The sequence below is a fragment of the Kineococcus arenarius subsp. arenarius genome, from assembly GCF_050871845.1.
Classification (GTDB): Bacteria; Actinomycetota; Actinomycetes; order Actinomycetales; family Kineococcaceae; genus Kineococcus.
In genome coordinates, this window is sequence record NZ_JBJLSE010000004.1 from 72,675 (window position 1) to 91,497 (window position 18,823).

The 18,823-nt window shown below is 75.4% G+C and carries 16 protein-coding genes; 14 read left to right on the forward strand and 2 right to left on the reverse strand.

Going from position 1 to position 18,823, the window contains the following annotated elements:
• Window positions 1-100 precede the first annotated feature (100 nt).
• From ACRYM0_RS02460 to ACRYM0_RS02475, 4 genes are all read left to right on the forward strand, one after another.
• A complete protein-coding gene (locus ACRYM0_RS02460; protein WP_432501769.1) occupies window positions 101-1,021 on the forward strand; it encodes a LysR family transcriptional regulator in 921 nt (306 codons plus the stop codon).
• Window positions 1,018-1,431, forward strand: a complete 414-nt coding sequence (locus ACRYM0_RS02465; RefSeq protein ID WP_432501771.1) for an HtaA domain-containing protein — start codon at window positions 1,018-1,020, stop codon at window positions 1,429-1,431. The genes ACRYM0_RS02460 and ACRYM0_RS02465 overlap by 4 nt, the downstream gene beginning before the upstream one ends.
• A 274-nt stretch (window positions 1,432-1,705) precedes the next feature.
• Entirely contained in the window at window positions 1,706-3,103 is a 1,398-nt protein-coding gene (locus ACRYM0_RS02470; protein ID WP_432501773.1) for an MFS transporter, read from the forward strand.
• A 231-nt stretch (window positions 3,104-3,334) separates the two neighbouring features.
• Window positions 3,335-4,882, forward strand: a complete 1,548-nt coding sequence (locus tag ACRYM0_RS02475) for an APC family permease (RefSeq protein WP_432501775.1) — start codon at window positions 3,335-3,337, stop codon at window positions 4,880-4,882.
• Window positions 4,883-4,958: 76 nt separating this feature from the next.
• Here ACRYM0_RS02475 and ACRYM0_RS02480 read toward each other — a convergent pair whose 3' ends face one another.
• Window positions 4,959-7,454 carry an alpha-amylase family glycosyl hydrolase gene (locus ACRYM0_RS02480; RefSeq protein ID WP_432501777.1) on the reverse strand — a complete coding sequence of 832 codons (2,496 nt, stop codon included), beginning with the start codon at window positions 7,452-7,454 and terminating at the stop codon, window positions 4,959-4,961.
• 214 nt (window positions 7,455-7,668) lie between these two features.
• Here ACRYM0_RS02480 and guaA point away from each other — a divergent pair, with 214 nt between their 5' ends.
• The 6 genes from guaA (at window position 7,669) to ACRYM0_RS02510 (ending at window position 12,901) form a co-directional block, all read left to right on the forward strand.
• Complete coding sequence (gene guaA / locus ACRYM0_RS02485) at window positions 7,669-9,246, forward strand: glutamine-hydrolyzing GMP synthase (RefSeq protein ID WP_432501805.1); 1,578 nt, start codon at window positions 7,669-7,671, stop codon at window positions 9,244-9,246.
• A 153-nt stretch (window positions 9,247-9,399) separates the two neighbouring features.
• Window positions 9,400-9,987, forward strand: a complete 588-nt coding sequence (locus ACRYM0_RS02490) for a TetR/AcrR family transcriptional regulator (RefSeq protein WP_432501779.1) — start codon at window positions 9,400-9,402, stop codon at window positions 9,985-9,987.
• Between the two features lie 64 nt (window positions 9,988-10,051).
• The gene (locus tag ACRYM0_RS02495; RefSeq protein WP_432501781.1) at window positions 10,052-10,576 is read left to right on the forward strand and encodes an FBP domain-containing protein; all 525 of its coding nucleotides are present in this window, start codon (window positions 10,052-10,054) and stop codon (window positions 10,574-10,576) included.
• 54 nt (window positions 10,577-10,630) lie between these two features.
• A complete protein-coding gene (locus ACRYM0_RS02500; RefSeq protein ID WP_432501783.1) occupies window positions 10,631-11,641 on the forward strand; it encodes a bile acid:sodium symporter family protein in 1,011 nt (336 codons plus the stop codon).
• Entirely contained in the window at window positions 11,638-12,138 is a 501-nt protein-coding gene (locus ACRYM0_RS02505) for a GNAT family N-acetyltransferase (protein WP_432501786.1), read from the forward strand. The genes ACRYM0_RS02500 and ACRYM0_RS02505 overlap by 4 nt, the downstream gene beginning before the upstream one ends.
• A 31-nt stretch (window positions 12,139-12,169) precedes the next feature.
• On the forward strand, window positions 12,170-12,901 hold the full coding sequence (locus ACRYM0_RS02510; protein ID WP_432501788.1) for a glutamine amidotransferase: 732 nt from the start codon (window positions 12,170-12,172) through the stop codon (window positions 12,899-12,901).
• Between the two features lie 21 nt (window positions 12,902-12,922).
• Here ACRYM0_RS02510 and ACRYM0_RS02515 read toward each other — a convergent pair whose 3' ends face one another.
• The gene (locus ACRYM0_RS02515) at window positions 12,923-14,296 is read right to left on the reverse strand and encodes an aminotransferase-like domain-containing protein (RefSeq protein ID WP_432501790.1); all 1,374 of its coding nucleotides are present in this window, start codon (window positions 14,294-14,296) and stop codon (window positions 12,923-12,925) included.
• A 65-nt stretch (window positions 14,297-14,361) separates the two neighbouring features.
• On the opposite strand from ACRYM0_RS02515, the gene ACRYM0_RS02520 reads away from it, so the two are divergent.
• From ACRYM0_RS02520 to ACRYM0_RS02535, 4 genes are all read left to right on the forward strand, one after another.
• Window positions 14,362-15,234 carry an SURF1 family protein gene (locus tag ACRYM0_RS02520; protein WP_432501792.1) on the forward strand — a complete coding sequence of 291 codons (873 nt, stop codon included), beginning with the start codon at window positions 14,362-14,364 and terminating at the stop codon, window positions 15,232-15,234.
• Window positions 15,231-15,596 carry a DUF3817 domain-containing protein gene (locus ACRYM0_RS02525; RefSeq protein WP_432501794.1) on the forward strand — a complete coding sequence of 122 codons (366 nt, stop codon included), beginning with the start codon at window positions 15,231-15,233 and terminating at the stop codon, window positions 15,594-15,596. The genes ACRYM0_RS02520 and ACRYM0_RS02525 overlap by 4 nt, the downstream gene beginning before the upstream one ends.
• Window positions 15,597-15,603: 7 nt before the next feature.
• A complete protein-coding gene (locus ACRYM0_RS02530; protein ID WP_432501796.1) occupies window positions 15,604-16,533 on the forward strand; it encodes an NUDIX hydrolase in 930 nt (309 codons plus the stop codon).
• A gap of 116 nt (window positions 16,534-16,649) precedes the next feature.
• Window positions 16,650-18,773, forward strand: a complete 2,124-nt coding sequence (locus ACRYM0_RS02535) for a bifunctional metallophosphatase/5'-nucleotidase (RefSeq protein WP_432501798.1) — start codon at window positions 16,650-16,652, stop codon at window positions 18,771-18,773.
• The last annotated feature ends 50 nt before the right edge of the window (window positions 18,774-18,823 follow it).

Sequence of the window (18,823 nt, forward strand, 5' to 3'; positions counted from 1 at the left end):
TCGGTGCATCGGTGGGAGCGAGTATGGTCCGGCCACCACCCTGGTAAAAGCGGGATGTTCCGCGCAGGATGACCGGCTGAGTCGACGAAGGGGTCTCGACGTGGTGCCCGTCCCGGACTTCACCCTCCGCCAGCTCGCCTACCTCGTGGCCGTCGCGGACGCGGGCACCATCTCCGCCGCCGCCCGCGAGCTGCACGTCTCCCCGTCCGCCCTCTCCGACGCCCTCAGCGAGCTGGACCGGCTGCTCGGCACCCCCCTGACACTGCGCCGCCGTGCCCACGGGGCCACGCTGACCAGCGCCGGTGCGCACGTCGTCGACCGTGCGCGCCCGCTGCTCGCCGCGGCCCGCGAGCTCGCGGCCGAGCTGCGGGGCGTGCCCGGCGAGCTCGTGGGGCCCATCACCATCGGGTGCTACCCGACCCTGGTGCCCACCGTGCTGCCCACGCTGCTGCACGACTTCGCCGCGGCCCACCCGCGCGTGGAGCTGCACCTGCTGGAGGTCACCCACGACCGCCTGGCCGGCCGGATCGAGTCCGGCGAGGTGGACGTCGCCTTCGTCTACGAGACGCTCGTCCCCGGGTGCCCGCGGCGCGAGCGCCTCTTCGCGCTGCCGGCGCACGTGCTCCTCTCCGCCGAGGACCCCCTCGCCGGCGCCGACGCGGTGCGGCTGGAGGACCTCGTCGAGCGCGACCTCATCCTGCTGGACGCGCCACCGTCCAGCGAGCACACGCTGTCGATGTTCGCCGCCCGCGGGCTGACCCCCCGCGTGCGTCACCGCACCGGCAGCTACGAGGCGGTCCGCACCCTCGTCGGGCGCGGCCTGGGCTACGGCGTCCTGGTGCAGCGGCCCGCCAACCGGCGCAGCTACGAGGGCTACCCCCTCGCGGTCAAGGAGATCGAGCCCCCCGTGGAACCCGTCGGCATCGACGTCATCTGGTCGGCGAGCGTGGACCCGCCCGAGCGGGTGCGCGCCCTGATCGCGTTCGCCCACTCGATCCGGTGGACCGGGGGTGCCGCGTGAGCGCGCTCGTGTGGGGCGTCAAGGAGTCGCTGCTGCGCTACGTCTCGCGCACGCCCGACGGCCGGGTGGACCTGCTCGACGGCGCCGTGCGCGAAGGGGGCGCCTTCGCCTTCCCGGGGTCCGCCGCCCGCGGAGCGGGGCTGCGCTTCCGCGGGGCGGTGGTGCTCACCGGTCACGGCGGGCTGATGCGCGTCGTCCTGCGCGAGCCGGGGCTGGTGCCGGTCGCCGGCGGGTGGGTGCTGGAGATCGCCGACCCCGACGAGCCCCGCGACCGGCTGCCGTTCGCCGACGTCGCGGGTTTCGACGGGACCGACGGCTCGGGCGTGACGCTGACCGGGGACGGCGCCGACCTGTTCTTCGGCCCCTACGAGGCCGGGACGCCGCTCGACGCGTTCACCGTGCGGGGGTGACGCCGCGGGCCCGGGAACGCCCACGGGCGTCCTGACGCGGAGCCCAACACCGGCAGAACCGGGTTTGCACCTCGATCGTCTCCGCTTTACACGAACTGCGGCGACTGCGAACGTCGGCGTGCACCGGCAGCGCGGCCGGTCCCGGCGGGGAACCCGCCCGGAGCGCGACGAGCGCGGGGCCGGTGGCACCCCGACCGCGCAGGGCCGGCGCACCCCGCCAGCACCGCAGGACCCACGGCTCGCGCAGGAGCGGGCCCCGGCTCAAGGAGACGGCATGACCGCCACGACCTCCTCCAGGACCGACGCCACCACCGCAGCGGGACGGCGCAGGATCGCGATGGCGACCCTCGTCGGCACCACGATCGAGTGGTACGACTTCTTCATCTACGGCACCGCCGCCGGGCTCGTGTTCGCCCAGGCGTTCTTCGCCCCCGCCGGGGAGCGCATCGGCCTGCTGCTGGCCTTCGCCACCGTCGGCGTCAGCTTCCTGTTCCGCCCCCTCGGCGCGTTCCTCGCCGGTCACTTCGGGGACCGCATCGGCCGCCGGGCCGTGCTCGTCCTCACCCTCGTCCTCATGGGCGGGGCGACCACCCTGATCGGCGTGCTGCCCACCTACGACAGCGCCGGCGTGCTGGCCCCGGTCCTGCTGCTGCTCCTGCGCATCCTGCAGGGCCTCGCCGCCGGCGGGGAGTGGGGCGGTGCCGTGCTCATGTCCGTGGAGCACGCCGACCGCCGCCACCGCGCCCGCGCCGGGTCGTTCCCCCAGCTCGGCGTCCCCCTCGGCATGCTGCTCGCCTCGGGGGTGACGGCGCTGATGACGGGGGTCGTCTCACCCGGTGACGCCTTCACCGCCTGGGGCTGGCGGGTCCCGTTCCTGCTGAGCTTCCTGCTCATCGGCATCGGGTTCCTCGTGCGCAGGACGGTCGACGAGTCGCCCGTGTTCCAGGAGATGCGCGCCCAGAGCGTGCGGCCCAGGGTCCCGGTGGTGGAGCTGTTCCGGCGGCACTGGCTGCTCGTGCTGCTGGCGGCGCTGGTGTTCGCGGGGAACAACGCCGCGGGGTACATGACGACCGGTGGGTTCATCACGAACTACACCACCGACCCCGACGGCCCGGTCGGCCTGGACCGCACGCCCGTGCTGCTGGCCATCACCGCCGCGGCGGCGCTGTGGGGCGTGTTCACCTACGTCTCCGCGCTGATGGCCGACCGGATCGGGCGCAAGCGCACCTACCTCATCGGGTACGCGCTGCTGCTGGCCGCCGTCTTCCCGGTGTTCGCCCTCGTCGCCAGCGGCGACGTCTGGATGCTCCTGGCCGGCCTGGCCCTGTTCTCGGCGGGTCTCGGGCTGACCTACGGGCCGCAGGCGGCCTGGTACAGCGAGATCTTCCCCGCGTCGGTGCGCTTCTCGGGCGTCGCGATCTCCTACGCGCTCGGCGCCATCCTCGGCGGGGCCTTCGCCCCCACCATCGCCCAGGCGCTCGTGCAGGAGCACGGCACGCTCACGGCGGTCGGGGTCTACCTCGCCGGGATGTTCGTGCTCGCCGTCGTCGCGACGTGCCTGCTGCGCGACCGTCCCGGCATCGACCTGGGTGTCGGCAACCAGGCGGAGCAGGAGGCCGGCGCCACGGTCTTCACGGCCCACCACGACCGCTCCCGCGTCGAGCTCGTCTGACGCGGCACGGGCCCGCGGGTGGGGGAGGGGCCGCGACGCCCTCGGTGGGCCCGTCCGGTCCGTGCCGCACCGGCAGCCCTCGGCCCGCCGCGCGCCGCGCGCCGCCGTGGGGTGTACTGGTGGCCGGCGCCCGCCCGCCCGCGCGGCGCGGCGCCCGGAGGGGACGTGCGGTCCCCCCGCCCGGGTGCAAACGGCTCGCCCGCACGGTCTTGTGCACGGGAGAGCCTGTCGATGACCACCCACCGGCCAGACGCCGACGCGCGACCGCTCTCCGGCCGGTCGGGAGACGGCGATCGCCGCCGCGGGTTGCGCCGTGACGTCGGCGCCGTGGGTGCGTTCGCCGCCGGGTTCTCCTTCGTCTCGATCCTCACCACGGTCTTCCAGCTGTTCTCGTTCGGGTACGCCTTCGGCGGTCCGGCGTTCTTCTGGACCTGGCCGCTGGTCATCGCCGGTCAGCTCTGCGTCGCGCTCGTGTTCGCCGAGCTGGCCGGCCACACGCCCGTCGCAGGCTGCATCTTCCAGTGGTCGCGCCGCCTGGCGGGCACGACGGTCGGCTGGTTCGCCGGCTGGTGGATGCTCCTGGGGTACGTCGTGAGCGTCGCGGCGATCGCGGTCGCCGCGCAGAGCGTCCTGCCGGCGATCTGGAGCGGGTTCCAGGTGGTCGGTGGTGATCCCGCGCTGGACAGCCGCACGGGCGCGACGAACGCCATCGTCCTCGGCGTGGTGCTCATCGCGCTGGCGACGGTCGTCGGCGGGGTCGGCGTCAAGGTGATGTCGGTGGTGAACGTCACGGGCATCGCCTGCGAGATCGTCGGGGTCGTCCTGCTCATCGCGCTGCTGTTCGCCCACGCGGAACGGGGCCCGGGGGTCCTGCTGGAGACCGGCCGCCCACCGGGTTCGGGCAGCTACGTGTGGCCGTTCCTGGCCTCCTCGCTCATGGCCGCGTACGTCATGTACGGGTTCGACAGCGCCGCCGAGCTGTCGGAGGAGACGAGGAACCCGCGCCGCACCACGCCGCGGGCCATCCTGCAGGCGCTGGGCGCCTCCGCGGTCGGCGGTGCCCTCCTCCTGGTGGCGGCGCTCATGGCCGCACCCAGCCTCACCGACGGCCGGCTCGCGTCGGTCGGGATCTCCTACGTCGTCACCAGCCAGCTCGGCACCGCGCTGGGCACCGCCCTGCTCGTCGTCGTGGCCGTCGCGATCCTGGCGGCCCTGCTGGCCATCCAGACCTCGGCGTCGCGGGTGGCGTTCAGCATGGCCCGCGACGGCGCGCTGCCCTGCTCCCGGTTCCTGGCGCACGTGAACCCCCGCACCGGCACCCCGGTCCGGGCCGTGGTCGTCGTGGCGGTGGCGGCCGTGCTGGTGCTGCTGGTCAACCTGGGGCGCGCGGGGGTTTTCACCGCCGTGACGAGCGTCGCGGTGGTGATCGTCTACCTCGCCTACCTGCTGGTGACGGTGCCGGCCCTGGTGCGCCGGGCGAGGGGGCGGCGGCACCCGCTGGCGGCCGACGGCGCGCAGCCGCGGACCGGTTTCAGCCTGGGCCGCTGGGGGTGGCCGGTCAACGTCGTCGCCGTGCTGTTCGGTGCCCTCATGGTCGTGAACATGGCCTGGCCGCGCGAGGAGGTCTACGACCCCGGGGGCGGCCACTGGTACCTGCGCTTCTTCCCGCAGTTCTTCCTGCTGGGCACCGCCCTGGCCGGGACCGCCTTCTTCCTGGTGCGCCGCCGGCGCTTCGCCGAGGAGCTGGAGCACCGGCACGAGCACACCCCGGCGGGCTGAGGGGTGCGCCGCCGCACCCGTGGGGCGCCGGCCGCCGGGCACCCCGGCGGCCGGCGGCCGGCGGCCGGCGGCCGTGCTACCCTGCCGTCGCGGTGATCAGGTGGGTGGCGTGGTCGTACGTGAACGTCACCCGCGCTCCGCCCGCCGGCACGACGAGCGGGATGTTCCCGCCGTTCGCCGCACCGCCGTCGCCGTAGTTCTCGTCCCAGCCGCCGTTCAGGGCCGCCTTGTACTCGTAGGAGCCCTCCGGCAGGTCCACCTCCAGGGTCCACATCTCGGTGGTCCCGTCCAGCGCCAGCTGCGCCTGCTCGCACCCGGGCTGCCAGTCCTCCGGGCAGCCGATCTCGCTGTTGAACGAGCCGGCGGCGGCGACGGCCTCCGGCTGGGCGCCGGGCTCGGCGGGTGGTTCCCCGGGCGCCGGCGGCGGGGGCACGACGCTCGCGGAGGTGCCTGCCGCGGCGAGGTTGCCGGAGTGGTCCTGCACGACCGCGCGGTACTCCAGCCGCGTGCCCTCGGGCAGGTCGGTGACGTCGTGGAAGACGCGGTACGGGGCGTTGTCGTCCGTGCCCAGCGGCGTCCACTCCCGCGTGCCCGCGGTGCGGTACGCGAAGGTGACCTGGTTGAAGTCGCCGCCGGGGACGTCGACGCCGACCTCGGCGCGCCCGCCCACGGTGCCGTCCGTGGTGAAGACCGGCGTGGCGGCCGCCTTCGACCGCTCCAGCGGCGCTGTCGCGCGCCAGACGACCGCGGACAGCGCCGGGACGGTGACGGTGACCTCCCCGGAGGCGCCGGAGCGCACCTTCCCGGTGCCGGCCGGCCACAGGCCCTGGAAGACGCGGCGCTCGCTGAAGGTGTCGAAGGTGACGGTCTGCTCCTGGTCGGAGTTGTTCACCGCCACCAGGTACTCGCGGTCCTCGCCGGCGTCGACGCGGCTGAAGGCGTACACGCCGGCACCGTCGGAGGCGTAGCGGTCGATCTGCGCGCCGTCGGCGAGCGCCGGGTGCTCCTCGCGCAGCTGCGCCAGTTCCGCGATCCGCCGGTACAGCGGGTGCGAGGTGTCGAAGTTCTCCTGCGCGGTGGTGGCGTCGGTGCCGATGAGGTCGTCGTCGTTGTACGTGGCGACCTGCGAGGCGAACAGGTCCTGGCGCGCGTCCTGGTCGCCGCCGTCGCCGGTGAAGCCCTGCTCGTCGCCGTAGTAGACGACCGGCTGGCCCCGGGTGAGGTACATCAGCGCGTGCGCCAGCTGGTCGCGCTGCAGCAGCTCGTCCTCGCTCACACCGTCCTGGCGCAGGAACGCGCCGATGCGGCCCATGTCGTGGTTGCCCAGGAACGTCGGCAGCGAGTAGGCGTTGGAGTCGGCGTCGGTGTAGTAGTCGTCCTGCGCGTAGAACTCCCGCAGGGCACCGGCGTCGCCGCCGCTGCCGAACGCGCGGGCGCGGGCCTGGAACCCGAAGTCCAGCGTGGCCTGCAGCCCGGCCTCGGTGGTGTAGCGCGACAGGAACTCCGGGTTCGAGTCGTACACCTCCCCGAAGGAGAAGAAGTCCTCGTTCCCCCGCGCCGCGGCGTGCTCGGCGATCGCGGGGGCGAACTCCTGCCAGAACTCCGTGCCCACGTGCTTGACGGTGTCGATGCGGAAGCCGTCGATCCCGAAGTCCACCCACGCCTCGTAGACGTCCTCCATGCCCTCGACGACCTCGGGGCGCTCGGTGAACAGGTCGTCCAGGCCGACGAAGTCGCCGTACTGGTCGGACTCGCCGCCGTTGAACAGCGCGTCGCCGCGGTTGTGGTACATCGTGGGGTCGTTCAGCCAGCCGGGGACCTTCACGTCCTGCTCGTCCGGGGCGACGACGGGCGTGTACGGGAAGGACGTCTGCGCGTCCAGCTCCGGGAACCGCCCGGTGCCGGCGAACTCGCGGTCGTCGAACGGCTGCCCGGCCGCGTCCCGGTACGGCTCGGTGGCCTTGGGGACGTAGCGCTGGGTGCCCTCCGCGTAGGAGATCACGTCGGCGGTGTGGTTGGTGATGATGTCGAAGAACACCTTGATGCCGCGGTCGTGCGCGGCGTCGACGAGCTGCTCCAGCTCCTCGTTCGTGCCCAGGTGCGGGTCGATCTGCGTGAAGTCGGTGATCCAGTAGCCGTGGTAGCCGGCGGAGGTGTTCGCACCCTCGCCCTGGACGGGCTTGTTCTTGAACGACGGCGTCAGCCAGATCGCCGTCGTGCCCAGGCCCTGGATGTAGTCCAGGCGCTCGAGGATCCCCTTCAGGTCGCCGCCGTGGTAGAAGCCCTTGTGGGTGGGGTCGTAGCCGCTGACCAGCGGGTCGGTGCCGTATCCCCCGGTGTCGTTGGCGGTGTCGCCGTTGGCGAAGCGGTCGGCCATCACGAAGTAGAAGCGCTCGCGGGTCGGGTCCTCGCGCAGCGAGGTGGCGGCCAGGGCCCGGTCGGCGCGGGTGACGTGCGAGCCGCCGGGGCGGCGGCCGTCGGGGGCGGCGGCCGCGGCGGGGGCCAGGGCCAGGGTGATCGCTGCAGCGCTCAGGGCCGCCAGTCGGCGGCGTCCTGCGGGGGTGGGTCGCACGGGGTCTCCTCGTCTCCTCGCCATCGAGTGGACTGCCGCACGGACGCTACGCAGCGTGGAGGGCCGTGGCAACGAGTCGTGGCGGGCGGTCCGGGCGGCGCGCAGGGGCGGTGCCCGCGGCGGCTACCCTCGGACCGTGACGCAGGACGCGCCCGAGACCGCCCAGACCAGCCCCGCCGAGGCCGCCGCGCAGGCCGCCGGCCAGCCCGCCGAGGTGGCCGCCGAGCGCGCCCACCGCCCCGTGCTGGTCGTCGACTACGGCGCCCAGTACGCCCAGCTCATCGCCCGGCGGGTGCGCGAGGCCGACGCCTACTCCGAGATCGTGCCCAGCACCACGCCGGTGGCGGAGATCCTCGCCAAGGACCCGGCCGCGGTGATCCTCTCCGGCGGGCCCTCCAGCGTGTACGCCGAGGACGCCCCGCAGGTCGACCCCGCCCTGTTCGAGGCCGGCGTGCCGGTCCTCGGCATCTGCTACGGGTTCCAGGCGATGGCCAAGGCCCTCGGCGGCGAGGTCGAGCGCACCGGCCGGCGCGAGTACGGCGGCACGGTGGCGCAGCTGACCGACCCGGCCGCCTCCACGCTGCTGCGCGGCCAGCCCGCCGAGCAGTCGGTGTGGATGTCCCACGGCGACAGCGTCGCGCGCGCCCCGGAGGGTTTCCGCGTCGTCGCCAGTTCCTCCGACACCCCGGTCGCCGCGTTCGAGGACGACGCGCGCCGGCTGTACGGGGTGCAGTGGCACCCGGAGGTCAAGCACTCCACCCACGGGCAGGACGTGCTGGTGAACTTCCTGCGCGAGGGCGCGCGCGTGCCGGCGGACTGGACGACCGGCAACGTCATCGACGAGCAGGTCGCCCGCATCCGCGCCCAGGTCGGCGACGGCAAGGTGATCTGCGGCCTGTCCGGCGGCGTGGACTCCGCCGTGGCCGCCGCGCTGGTGCAGCGCGCGGTGGGTGATCAGCTCACGTGCGTGTTCGTCGACCACGGCCTGCTGCGCGCGGGGGAGGCCGAGCAGGTCGAGCAGGACTTCGTCGCCGTCACCGGGGTGAAGCTGCACGTGGTGGACGCCGCGCAGCGCTTCGCCGACGCCCTCGCCGGGATCACCGACCCGGAGGCCAAGCGCAAGACCATCGGCCGGGAGTTCATCCGCGTGTTCGAGCAGGCGGCGAGCGACGTCGTCGCCGCCGAGGGCGGCAGCGGCGAGGTGCGCTTCCTCGTGCAGGGGACGCTGTACCCGGACGTCGTGGAGTCCGGCGGCGGCACCGGTGCGGCCACCATCAAGAGCCACCACAACGTCGGCGGCCTGCCCGAGGACATGAAGTTCGAGCTGGTCGAGCCGTTGCGCGCCCTGTTCAAGGACGAGGTCCGCGCGGTCGGCGAGCAGCTCGGCCTGCCCGAGGCGATGGTGTGGCGCCAGCCGTTCCCCGGCCCCGGCCTGGGCATCCGCATCGTCGGCGAGGTCACGCCCGAGCGGCTGGAGACGCTGCGGGCGGCGGACGCCATCGCCCGCGAGGAGCTGACCGCCGCCGGCCTGGACCGCGAGATCTGGCAGTGCCCGGTGGTGCTGCTGGCGGACGTGCGCTCCGTCGGCGTGCAGGGCGACGGGCGCACCTACGGCCACCCGGTGGTGCTGCGCCCGGTCAGCTCCGAGGACGCCATGACGGCGGACTGGACGCGCCTGCCGTACGAGGTGCTGGCGCGCATCTCCACCCGCATCACCAACGAGGTGCCCGAGGTGAACCGCGTCGTCCTCGACGTCACGAGCAAGCCGCCGGGGACCATCGAGTGGGAGTGAGCTCCCGCCGCTGACGAGGGCCGGGCACCGCACGCGGTGCCCGGCCCTCGTCGCGTCCGGTGCGGGCCGCCCGCGAGCGGGTGAGAACCCGCTGGACACGCGCTGCCTAGGCCTCCTAGGTTTCTACCTAGGAGGCCTAGGGAAGGAGGGGTGGTGTCCCCCAGAGCAGGCATCACGGTCGGCCGGCTGGTGGAGGCCGCGGCCGACCTGGCCGACGAGGTGGGTCTGGAGCAGGTCACCGTCTCCGCCCTCGCCCGGCGGTTCGGCGTCGCCGACGCGAGCCTGTACTCGCACGTGCGCAGCGCCGCCGACCTGCGCCAGCGCGTCAGCGCGCAGGCGGCCGCGGAGTTCTCCGAGGTGCTGGCGGAGGCGATCGCCGGCGTCTCCGGCGAGGAGGCGCTGACCCGGTGCGCGCTGGCGTTCCGCCGCTACGTGCTCGAGCACCCCGGCCGCTACGCCGCCACGACGGTCCGGCTGCCGCCGGAGGTCGCGGCCGCCAGCGAGGGGCACCGGCGCATCGCCCGGCTGAGCTACCGCCTGCTCGAGGGGTACGACATCCCGCCCGAGGCGTCGACCGACGCCATCCGGTTCTGCCGCAGCGCCCTGCACGGTTTCGTGACCCTGGAGGCGGCAGGGGGTTTCGGTTCCGAGGGGGACCGCGAGGCGTCGTGGCTGGCGACGCTGCGGGGCGTGGGCCGGGCGCTGGCGTCCTGGCCGCGCGACGACGCGCCGCTCACCTGACCGGCCGCGCGTTCGAGGGGACGACCGATCGAGGAACGGGCCGCGAGCCCGTGGAGGAGGAACCGTGGTGGACGAGGGGGTCGGGGCGAGCGCGCCGCCGCAGGAGCTCACCGACGACGTGGTGCGCCGCGCGCTGCGCAACTGCAGCAAGGGGGAGGCGTCACGGCTGAACGTGCCCGCCTGGGTGCGGGGGACGGACACCGCGCTCACGCCCGTGGTGGGCTGGCGCGACCCCAAGGCACCCGAACGCGGCTGCCTGCTCGTGCTCGACGGCGAGGGGGTCCGCGGCCTGGTGCTGCGCGCCCCCTCCAGCGGCGGGGCGCGCGCCGCCGCGATGTGCGACCTGTGCCGCACCACGCGCTCGGCCGGGGACGTCGCGCTGTTCGCCGCGCCCCGCGCCGGCGCGGCCGGCCGCCGCGGCGACACCGTCGGCGTGTACGCCTGCGCCGACCTGGCGTGCGCGCGGTGCGTGGAGGTCGTCAGGGGCACCGCCGCGCTGCGACCGGATCCCGGCCGCACCGTGGAGGAGCGCCGCGCCGACCTGGCCCGGCGCGCGGGCGCCTTCGTGGACTCGGTCCTGCGGGGCTGAGACCCCAGGGTGCGCGCGAGCGGGGCGCTCCGGGCGGCGCCGTAGCCTGACGCGGTGCTGCGCTGGTCCAGCGTCCCGGGCCTGCGCCGGGTCGAACCCTTCGTGCTCGCCATCCTCGCCGCGATCGCGGTCGCCGCGCTGTTGCCGGCGGGCGGGTTCGTCGCCACCGGCCTGTCGTGGGGGACCACCGGCGGTGTGGCCCTGCTGTTCTTCGTCTACGGCGCGCGCATGGCGCCGGCCGAGGCCCTGCACGGTCTGCGGGACTGGCGGCTGCAGGGTGCGGTCGCCACCGCCACCTACGTGCTGTTCCCCGCCCTCGGGGCCCTGCTGGCGCTGACGACCGGCTGGTTCCTCGACGACGGCCTGGTGGCCGGGGTGCTGTTCCTGGCGGCGCTGCCGTCGACCGTGCAGTCGTGCGTGGTGTTCACCTCCCTCGCGAAGGGGAACGTGCCCGCCGCGGTCGTCAGCGCCACCGTCTCCAACCTCGCCGGGATCGGCCTCACGCCGCTGCTGGTGGCGCTGCTGCTGGGTTCCTCCGGGGTGGGGCCGGACGCAGCCGGGATCGGCAGGATCGTGCTGCAGCTGCTCGTGCCGTTCCTCGTCGGCCTCGCCGCGGGCAGGTCCATCGGCCCCTGGGTGCGCCGGCACCGCCGTCCGCTGTCGTTCCTGGACCGGTGCGTCATCGTCGCGGTGGTGTACTCGGCGTTCAGCCGGGGCGTCCGGCAAGGGGTCTGGCAGCAGGTGCGCCCGGCGGAGGTCGCCGTGGTGCTCGCCTGCGCGCTCGTGCTGCTCGTGACGGTGCTCGCGGTGGCGTGGTGGGCACCGCGGCTGTGGGGCGCGACGCGCGCGGACCGGGTGACGGTGCTGTTCTGCGGGTCGAACAAGTCCCTGGCCACCGGGCTGCCGATGGCGACGGTGCTGTTCGACCCGCACGTCGTGGGGCTCGTCGCGCTGCCGATCGTCCTGTACCACCCGCTGCAGATCACCGTGTGCTCCTTCCTCGCCGGGCGGATGTCCCGACCGGGCACGGTCGCCGATCCACCGGTGCCTAGGCTGGGGAGGTGATCATCCGTGAGGCCACCGAGGACGACTGGCCGCTCATCCACCCGTTCTTCGCCGAGATCGTCGCGGCGGGGGAGACGTACGCCTACCCGGAGGGTCTGACCTCCGAGCAGGCCCGTGCGCTGTGGATGCAGCCGCCGCCGTGGCGCACCGTGGTCGCCGTCGACGGCGAGGAGGTGCTCGGATCGGCGATCACCGGGCCCAACCGGCCCGGCCGCGGTTCCCACGTCGCCACCGCCAGCTTCATGGTCGCGCCCGCCGCGCAGGGCCGCGGCGTGGGTCGCGCGCTGGGCGAGCACGTCCTGGAGCTGGCCCGCACCGACGGGTACCGGGCGGTCCAGTTCAACGCCGTCGTGGAGACCAACCGCGCCGCCGTCGCGCTGTGGCGCTCGCTGGGCTTCAGCGTGCTGGCCACCGTTCCCGAGGCGTTCGACCACCCCGAGCACGGGTTCGTCGGGCTGCACGTCATGCACCGCCCCCTCACCGCGCCCGGCCGGTGACCCGGGGCCCGGCGCGGATACCGTGCGCCGGGTGAGGCCCTTCCTGCTGCTGGCGACCCGTGAGCACGACGGCGTGGCCGACGCCGAGCACGCTGCCGTGCTGCGCTACGGCGGGCTGCACCCCGGGGAACTGGTGCGCGTGCGCCTGGAGCGCGAACCCCTGCCGGAGGTGGACCTCGAGGCGTTCTCCGGCGTCGTCGTCGGCGGCAGCCCGTTCTGCACCAGCGACCCGGAGGACGCCAAGAGCCCCGTGCAGCGCCGCGTCGAACGGGAACTGGCCGCGTTGCTGGACCGCGTGGTCGCCGCGGACACGCCGTTCCTGGGGGCCTGCTACGGCATCGGCACGCTCGGCGTGCACCGGGGCGGCGTCGTGGACCGCACGTACGGCGAGCCCATCGGGACGGTGCCCGTGACCCTCACCGCCGCCGGCCGCGAGGACCCGCTGTTCGGTGCCCTGCCCACCACGTTCGACGCGTACGTCGGGCACAAGGAGGCGCTGCGGGTGCCGCCGCCGGACGCGGTGGTGCTGGCCTCCTCGCCGGCCTGCCCGGTGCAGGCGTTCCGGGTGGGGCGCAACCTCTACGCGACGCAGTTCCACCCCGAGCTGGACGCCGAGGGGATCGTCGCGCGCGTGGACGCCTACCGGGGGTCCGGGTACTTCCCGCCCGGGGAGCACGACGCTCTCGTGGCGCGCCTGCGCGGCTCGCGCGCCGAGGTCCCGCAGCGGGTGCTGCGCCGGTTCGTGGAGCGCTACCGGCGCTGACCCCCCCGGGGCCGGGACCCCTCAGAACGCCGCGGCCAGGCGGCGCACCGCCTCCGCCACCTGCGCGGTGGGCAGCCCCGCCACGCACAGGCGCAGGTGCGCGGTGTCCTGCTCGGAGACGACGTAGTGCCGCCCCGGGCCCACCGCGACCCCCTCGCCGAGGGCGCGGCGGGCCAGGTCGACGTCGTCGACCCCGCGGGGCAGGCGCACCCACAGCGAGAACCCGCCGCGCGGGCGGGTCCAGGAGCACTCCGGCAGCTCCCGGGTCAGCGCCGTGCACGCCGCGTCCACCCGGGCGGCCAGCGCGGCGGACAGCGCCCGCAGGTGCGCGCCCCACCCGGCGCCGGTGATGAGCTCCAGCGCGGTCTCCTGCAGGGGGCGGGAGACGAACAGGTCGTCGACGACGCGCAGCGCCGCGATGCGCTGCGCCACCGGCCCCCTGGCGACGACGCAGCCCACGCGCAGGCTCGGGGCGGCGGCCTTCGTCAGGGAGTTCACGGTGATGACGCGCCCGTCGGTGTCGTCGCGCAGCAGCGACGGCGGGGGGGTGGGCCCGTGGCCCAGCCAGCGCGCGTAGTCGTCCTCCACGACGAAGGCGCCCGCGGCCGCCGCGGCCTCCAGCACGGGGCGGCGGCGCTCGGCGGACAGCACCGAGCCGTCGGGGTTGGCGTAGGTGGGCTGCAGGTACAGCACGCGCGCGCCGGTGGTGGCGAACGCCCGCTCCAGCAGGTCCGGGCGCACCCCGTCGGCGTCGGAGGGCACCGGCACCGGCACCAGGCCGGCGCTGCGCAGCAGCGAGATGACGCCGGGGTAGCCGGGCACCGCGACGAGCACGGGGCTGCCCGCGGGCACGAGGGAGCGCAGCACGGTGGACAGCGCCCCCTGCCCGCCGGGGGTGACGAGCACGTCCTCGCGGTCGGCGCCGAGCTGGCCGGCGAACCAGGTGCGCAGCTCGGGCAGACCCGCCGGCGGCGGCACGGACCACGCCTGCGGGCGGCGCGCGGCGCGGGCGCTGGCGGCGGCCAGGCGCGAGGTGGGCTGCAGCGCCACGTCGAGGTAGCCGCGGGCCATGTCCAGGACGTCCTCGGGCGGGGCGCTCAGGGCGGCGACGACCCCGCCGGCCTGCACGGGGGAGGCGCCGAGGGCGACCTGCTGCCAGCCGGTGTCGGCGGTGGCGGTCGCGGTGGGCCGGGCCACGAAGGTGCCGGCGCCGGGGCGGGTGACGACGGTGCCGTCGGCGACGAGCCGGTCCACGGCGCGCTGGACGGTGACCGGGCCCACGCCCAGCTCGGTCACCAGGGCCCGGCTGCTGGGCAGCTTCGCCCCCGTGGGCAGGGCCCGGGCGCGCTCGCGCAGCGCCGTGGTGACCCGAGCGACGCTGCTATCCCCCTGCATGGTCACCGACAATAGCGCTACCAGCCCGGCCGAGGGAGTGCCCCCGCGCGACGTACCCTTTCCCCGTGGCCCAGCTCCTCCACGACCCCGCTGAGGCGCGTCGGCCGAACACCCAGGCGGTCGTGCTGACCGTCGTCGCCTGGCTGGCCGCCGCCGTGTGCGTCCTGCTCGGCGCGTGGCAGTGGCAGCGCGGCAACGTCGTGGTCAGCCAGGCCCCGGCCACCGCGCCCGTCGTGGCCGTGGAGCAGGTCGTCTCCGCGGCCGCCGAGCCCGGCTCGGCCCGGGCGGTGCTCTCGAACGACGAGGTGGGCCGCCGCGTGCAGGTCCGCGGCACCTTCGACCCCGCGGTCGACCTGCTCGTGCCCGGCCGCGCGCTCGACGGGGCGGCCGGTTCGTGGGTCCTGGGCGTCGTCCGCCTGGACGACGGCACCGGCGTGGCCGTCGTGCGGGGCTGGGTGCCCGAGGGCGCGCCGGCCCCCGCCGCCCCCACCGGCCCCGTCGACCTGCGCGGGGTCGTGCAGCCGCCGGAGAACTCCGACGTGGCCCCGTCCACCACCGCCCTGCCGCGGACGCAGGTCTCCGTCGTCAGCGCCGCGGACCTGGTCAACCGCGTCGAGTACCCGGTCGCCAACGCGTACGTCACCGCCGCCGAGCCCGTCGCGGCGCAGCCGGCCGACGCGCAGCTGCGCGCCGTGCCGCCGGCCGACCCCGGCGAGTCCACGCGCCACCTGGACTGGCGCAACCTCGCCTACGCCGCCCAGTGGTGGGTGTTCGCGGGCTTCGCCCTGGTGCTGTGGCGCCGGGCGCTGCGCGACACCCGCCTCGAGCGCGAGGCCCGTGAGCACCCCGCGCCCACCGCCCCCACCACCCCCGGGCAGGATCGTGACCCCCACCCCGCCGACGGTCCCGGAGGACGAGACGTGAGCACCACCCGATGAGCGCCGACCGCACCGCAGTGCCCCTGCAGGGCGCCGACAGGATCCGCCCGGCCCTGACCCGCTACCGCGTCATGGCGTGGGTCACCGGCATCGGGCTGCTGTTCGTCGTCGCCGGGATGGTGCAGGAGTACGCGCTGGACCGCGGCGACTCCATCACCCGCGTCATGGGCCCCGTGCACGGCCTGTTCTACGTCCTGCTGCTCATCACGACCTTCGACCTGGGCACCCGGGTCCGCTGGCCCTGGTCGCGGATGCTGCTCACCGCCCTGGCCGGCACCGTGCCGTTCCTGTCCTTCTACGCCGAGCGCAAGAACCAGCGCGCGGTGCGCGAGCAGCTGGCCGGCCGCCCGCCGGTGGGCTGAGGCGCCCGTGACGACGACCGGGACGGGGACCACGGGGGAGCGGCCCGCGCTGCAGCGCGTGGTGGTGCACGTCGCGCTGCGCTCGCGCGGTGAGCTGCTGGTGAGCCCCGGCCCGGACGGCGAGGTGCTGCCCTGGGCGGTCCTCGCGCACGGCGAGACGCCCGCCGCCGGCGCCCAGCGGGCGCTGACCGCCGCCGGTGCGCCGCCCGCCCGCACCGGGCCCCCGCTGGAGATCCGCGACGCGGTGCGCCGGGCCCTCGGCGAGGAGGTGCCCGGGCACGCCGACGGCGTCGACCTGCACACCGTCCACGTGGTCCTGTCCGCGCACGTGGGCGACCACGCCCAGCGCGAGCGCACCACCGCCCGGTGGGTGCCGGACCCCGGGGAGCACCCCCTGCTCGACGACGCCCGCGCCCGGGTGGAACCCGCGGAACTGGCCCGGCTGGACGTCCCCGCCGACGACGACACCCCCGTGGTGCGCCAGCGCCTGGCCGCCTACGCGGTGGTGGTCAGCCCCGACCGCGAGATCCTGCTGACCAGGCTGTCGCCCATCACCCCCAGCCCGGGGCGCTGGACGCTGCCGGGCGGCGGGGTGGACCACGGCGAGCACCCGCTGGCCGCCGCCGTGCGCGAGGTCCACGAGGAGACCGGCATGGAGGTCGAGGTGGACGGCCTCGTCGACATCGGCTCGGAGCACTTCACGGGCCGCTCCCCGCGCGGGGTGCTGGAGGACTTCCACGCCGTGCGGGTGCTGGTCACCGCCACGGCCCGGCAGGTGCGCGCCCCGCAGGTGCTGGACGTGGGCGGCAGCACCGACCTGGGTTCGTGGGTGCCGCTGGCGCGGGCGAGCCACCTGGGGCTCGTGGGCGTCGCCCACCGCGGGGTGCAGATCGCCCTGCGGCAGCGGCACGCGGCACCCGGGTCCGCGGCCGGCTGAGGACGCGGGCCGGCGGCGCCGGCAGCGGCACGGGGAGTTCACGTGTCGGACGTTCCCAAGCGGGCCCTGTGACTGGCAGACTCCGCCCGCCAGTCCCCCCGCGCGGAAGCGAGCACATGAGCCGTCCCCTCGTTCGACTCGTCGGTCCTGCTGTCGGTCTCGTGGCGTTCACGGGTTCGCTGGGGGTGGTCTGCGCGGGGTTCGCGCCCGTGGCCGCCGCCACCGCCACCGCCACCGCCACCGCGACCGCCACCGCCTCGCCGACCGCGACGGCCACCGCGACCGCGACGGCCACCGCCTCGCCGACCGGGACCGCGTCGCCCAGCCCGACCGCCTCCGTCGCCGCCGAGGGGGCCACCGGTCTCACCGGGCTCCTGCCCGCCCCCGCCCCGGGGCAGACGCAGGTCCAGATCGGCGCGTTCAACGACCTGCACGGCCGCCTGGAGGCCCCCGACGAGACCGAGGACGGCGCCCCGATCGGCGGCGTCGCGCAGCTCGCCGGCGCGCTGGGCGCGATGCGCGCCGAGCAGCCGAACACCGTGGCCGTCTCGGTCGGCGACAACATCGGCGCCTCGACGTTCACCTCGTTCATCCAGCAGGACGAGCCCACCCTCGAGGCGCTCGACGCCATGGGCGTGGCGGTGTCCGCGGTGGGCAACCACGAGTTCGACAAGGGCTACGACGACCTCCTGGAGCGCGTCGGCGTGGACGGCGAGAGCGGCCTGGCCGGCTTCCCGTACCTGGGGGCGAACGTCCTGAGGGCCGACGGCAGCCCCGCGATGCCCGCGTTCGCCACCACCGACGTGGGCGGCGTGCGCATCGGCTTCGTCGGCGTCGTCACGGAGGCCACGCCGAGCCTCGTGGCGCCCGACGGCATCGCCGGGTTGCAGTTCACCGACCCGGTGGCCGCCGCCAACCGCGTCGCCGCGCAGCTGTCCGACGGCGACACCGCCAACGACGAGGCCGACGTCGTCGTGCTGCTCGCCCACTCCGGTTCCGAGGGCACCGACTGCGAGGAGGTGCGCACCTCCGGCGAGTTCGGGCAGATCGTGCAGGGAGCCTCCGCGCAGATCGACGCGATCCTCTCCGGGCACACGCACATGCTCTACGACTGCGAGTTCCCCGTGGAGGGCAAGCAGGCCGCCCGGCCGGTGCTGTCCGCGGAGTCCTACGGCACGGCCGTGGACCGCCTGGTGCTGAACGTCGACGACGCCACCGGCGAGGTCGTCGCCCAGGCGCACGAGGTGGTCCCCGTGCAGGGGTTCACGCCCGACCCGCAGGTGCAGGCGATCGTCGACGAGGCCGTGGCGTTCGCCGCGGAGGAGGGCGCCCGCCCCGTCGGCCGCATCACCGCCGACGTCACCCGCGCGTTCACCGGCGCCGAGGACGACCGCGGCACCCAGTCGCCGCTGGCGAACCTCATCGCCGACGCGCAGCTGCAGCAGACGCGGGGCGCGGGCGCGCAGATCGCCCTGATGAACCCCGGCGGGGTGCGCGACGACCTGGAGTTCGCCGCGTCCGGTTCCGAGGGCGACGGCGTGGTCACCTACGCCGAGGCCGCCGCCGTGCAGCCGTTCGCGAACTCGGTGGTCACCCTCACCCTCACCGGGGCGCAGGTGCGCCAGGTGCTGGAGGAGCAGTGGCAGCCGGAGGGCTCCTCGCGCCCGTTCCTGGCCCTCGGCGTCTCCGACGGGTTCTTCTTCACCTACGACCCGGACGCCCCCGCCGGGCAGCACGTCACCTCGGTGACGCTGGACGGGCAGGAGCTGGACCCGGCGGCGACGTACCGGGTGACCGTGAACAGCTTCCTGGCCTCCGGCGGGGACAACTTCACCACCCTCGCCGAGGGCACCGGGCGCACCGAGCTGGGCCGGACCGACCTGGAGGCGTTCACCGCCTACCTGGGCCTGCCCGAGAACCAGCCGCTGACCGCCGACCAGGAACCGCGCTCCGCGGTCGCCGCCGCCCCGGCGCCGAGCCCGTCGCCCACCACGTCGGCCCCCGCACCGGTGCCCACGACGGCGCCGACCACCGCACCCACCACCGCGCCCGCCACGTCGGCGCCCGCGGCGCCGGTGCGCACCACCCGCCCGAGCACCACGAGCACCCGCCCGGCGAGCACCGGGCGCCTGGCGAACACCGGCACCGACATCGCCCCGTACGTGGCGACCGGTGCGGGGCTCGTGTTCATCGGCGGGTTCCTCGTCGCGACCTCCCGCCGCCGGCGCACCGACGCCTGAGGCCGCACCCGCGACGCGACAGGGCCACCCGGGATCCCGGGTGGCCCTGT

Coding starts and splice junctions, on each gene's coding strand:
- ACRYM0_RS02470 (WP_432501773.1), top strand. CDS start 1,706: ATGACCGCCACGACCTCCTCCAGGACCGACGCCACCACCGCAGCGGGA.
- ACRYM0_RS02475 (WP_432501775.1), top strand. CDS start 3,335: ATGACCACCCACCGGCCAGACGCCGACGCGCGACCGCTCTCCGGCCGG.
- ACRYM0_RS02515 (WP_432501790.1), bottom strand. CDS start 14,296: ATGCAGGGGGATAGCAGCGTCGCTCGGGTCACCACGGCGCTGCGCGAG.
- ACRYM0_RS02525 (WP_432501794.1), top strand. CDS start 15,231: ATGAGCGCCGACCGCACCGCAGTGCCCCTGCAGGGCGCCGACAGGATC.
- ACRYM0_RS02535 (WP_432501798.1), top strand. CDS start 16,650: ATGAGCCGTCCCCTCGTTCGACTCGTCGGTCCTGCTGTCGGTCTCGTG.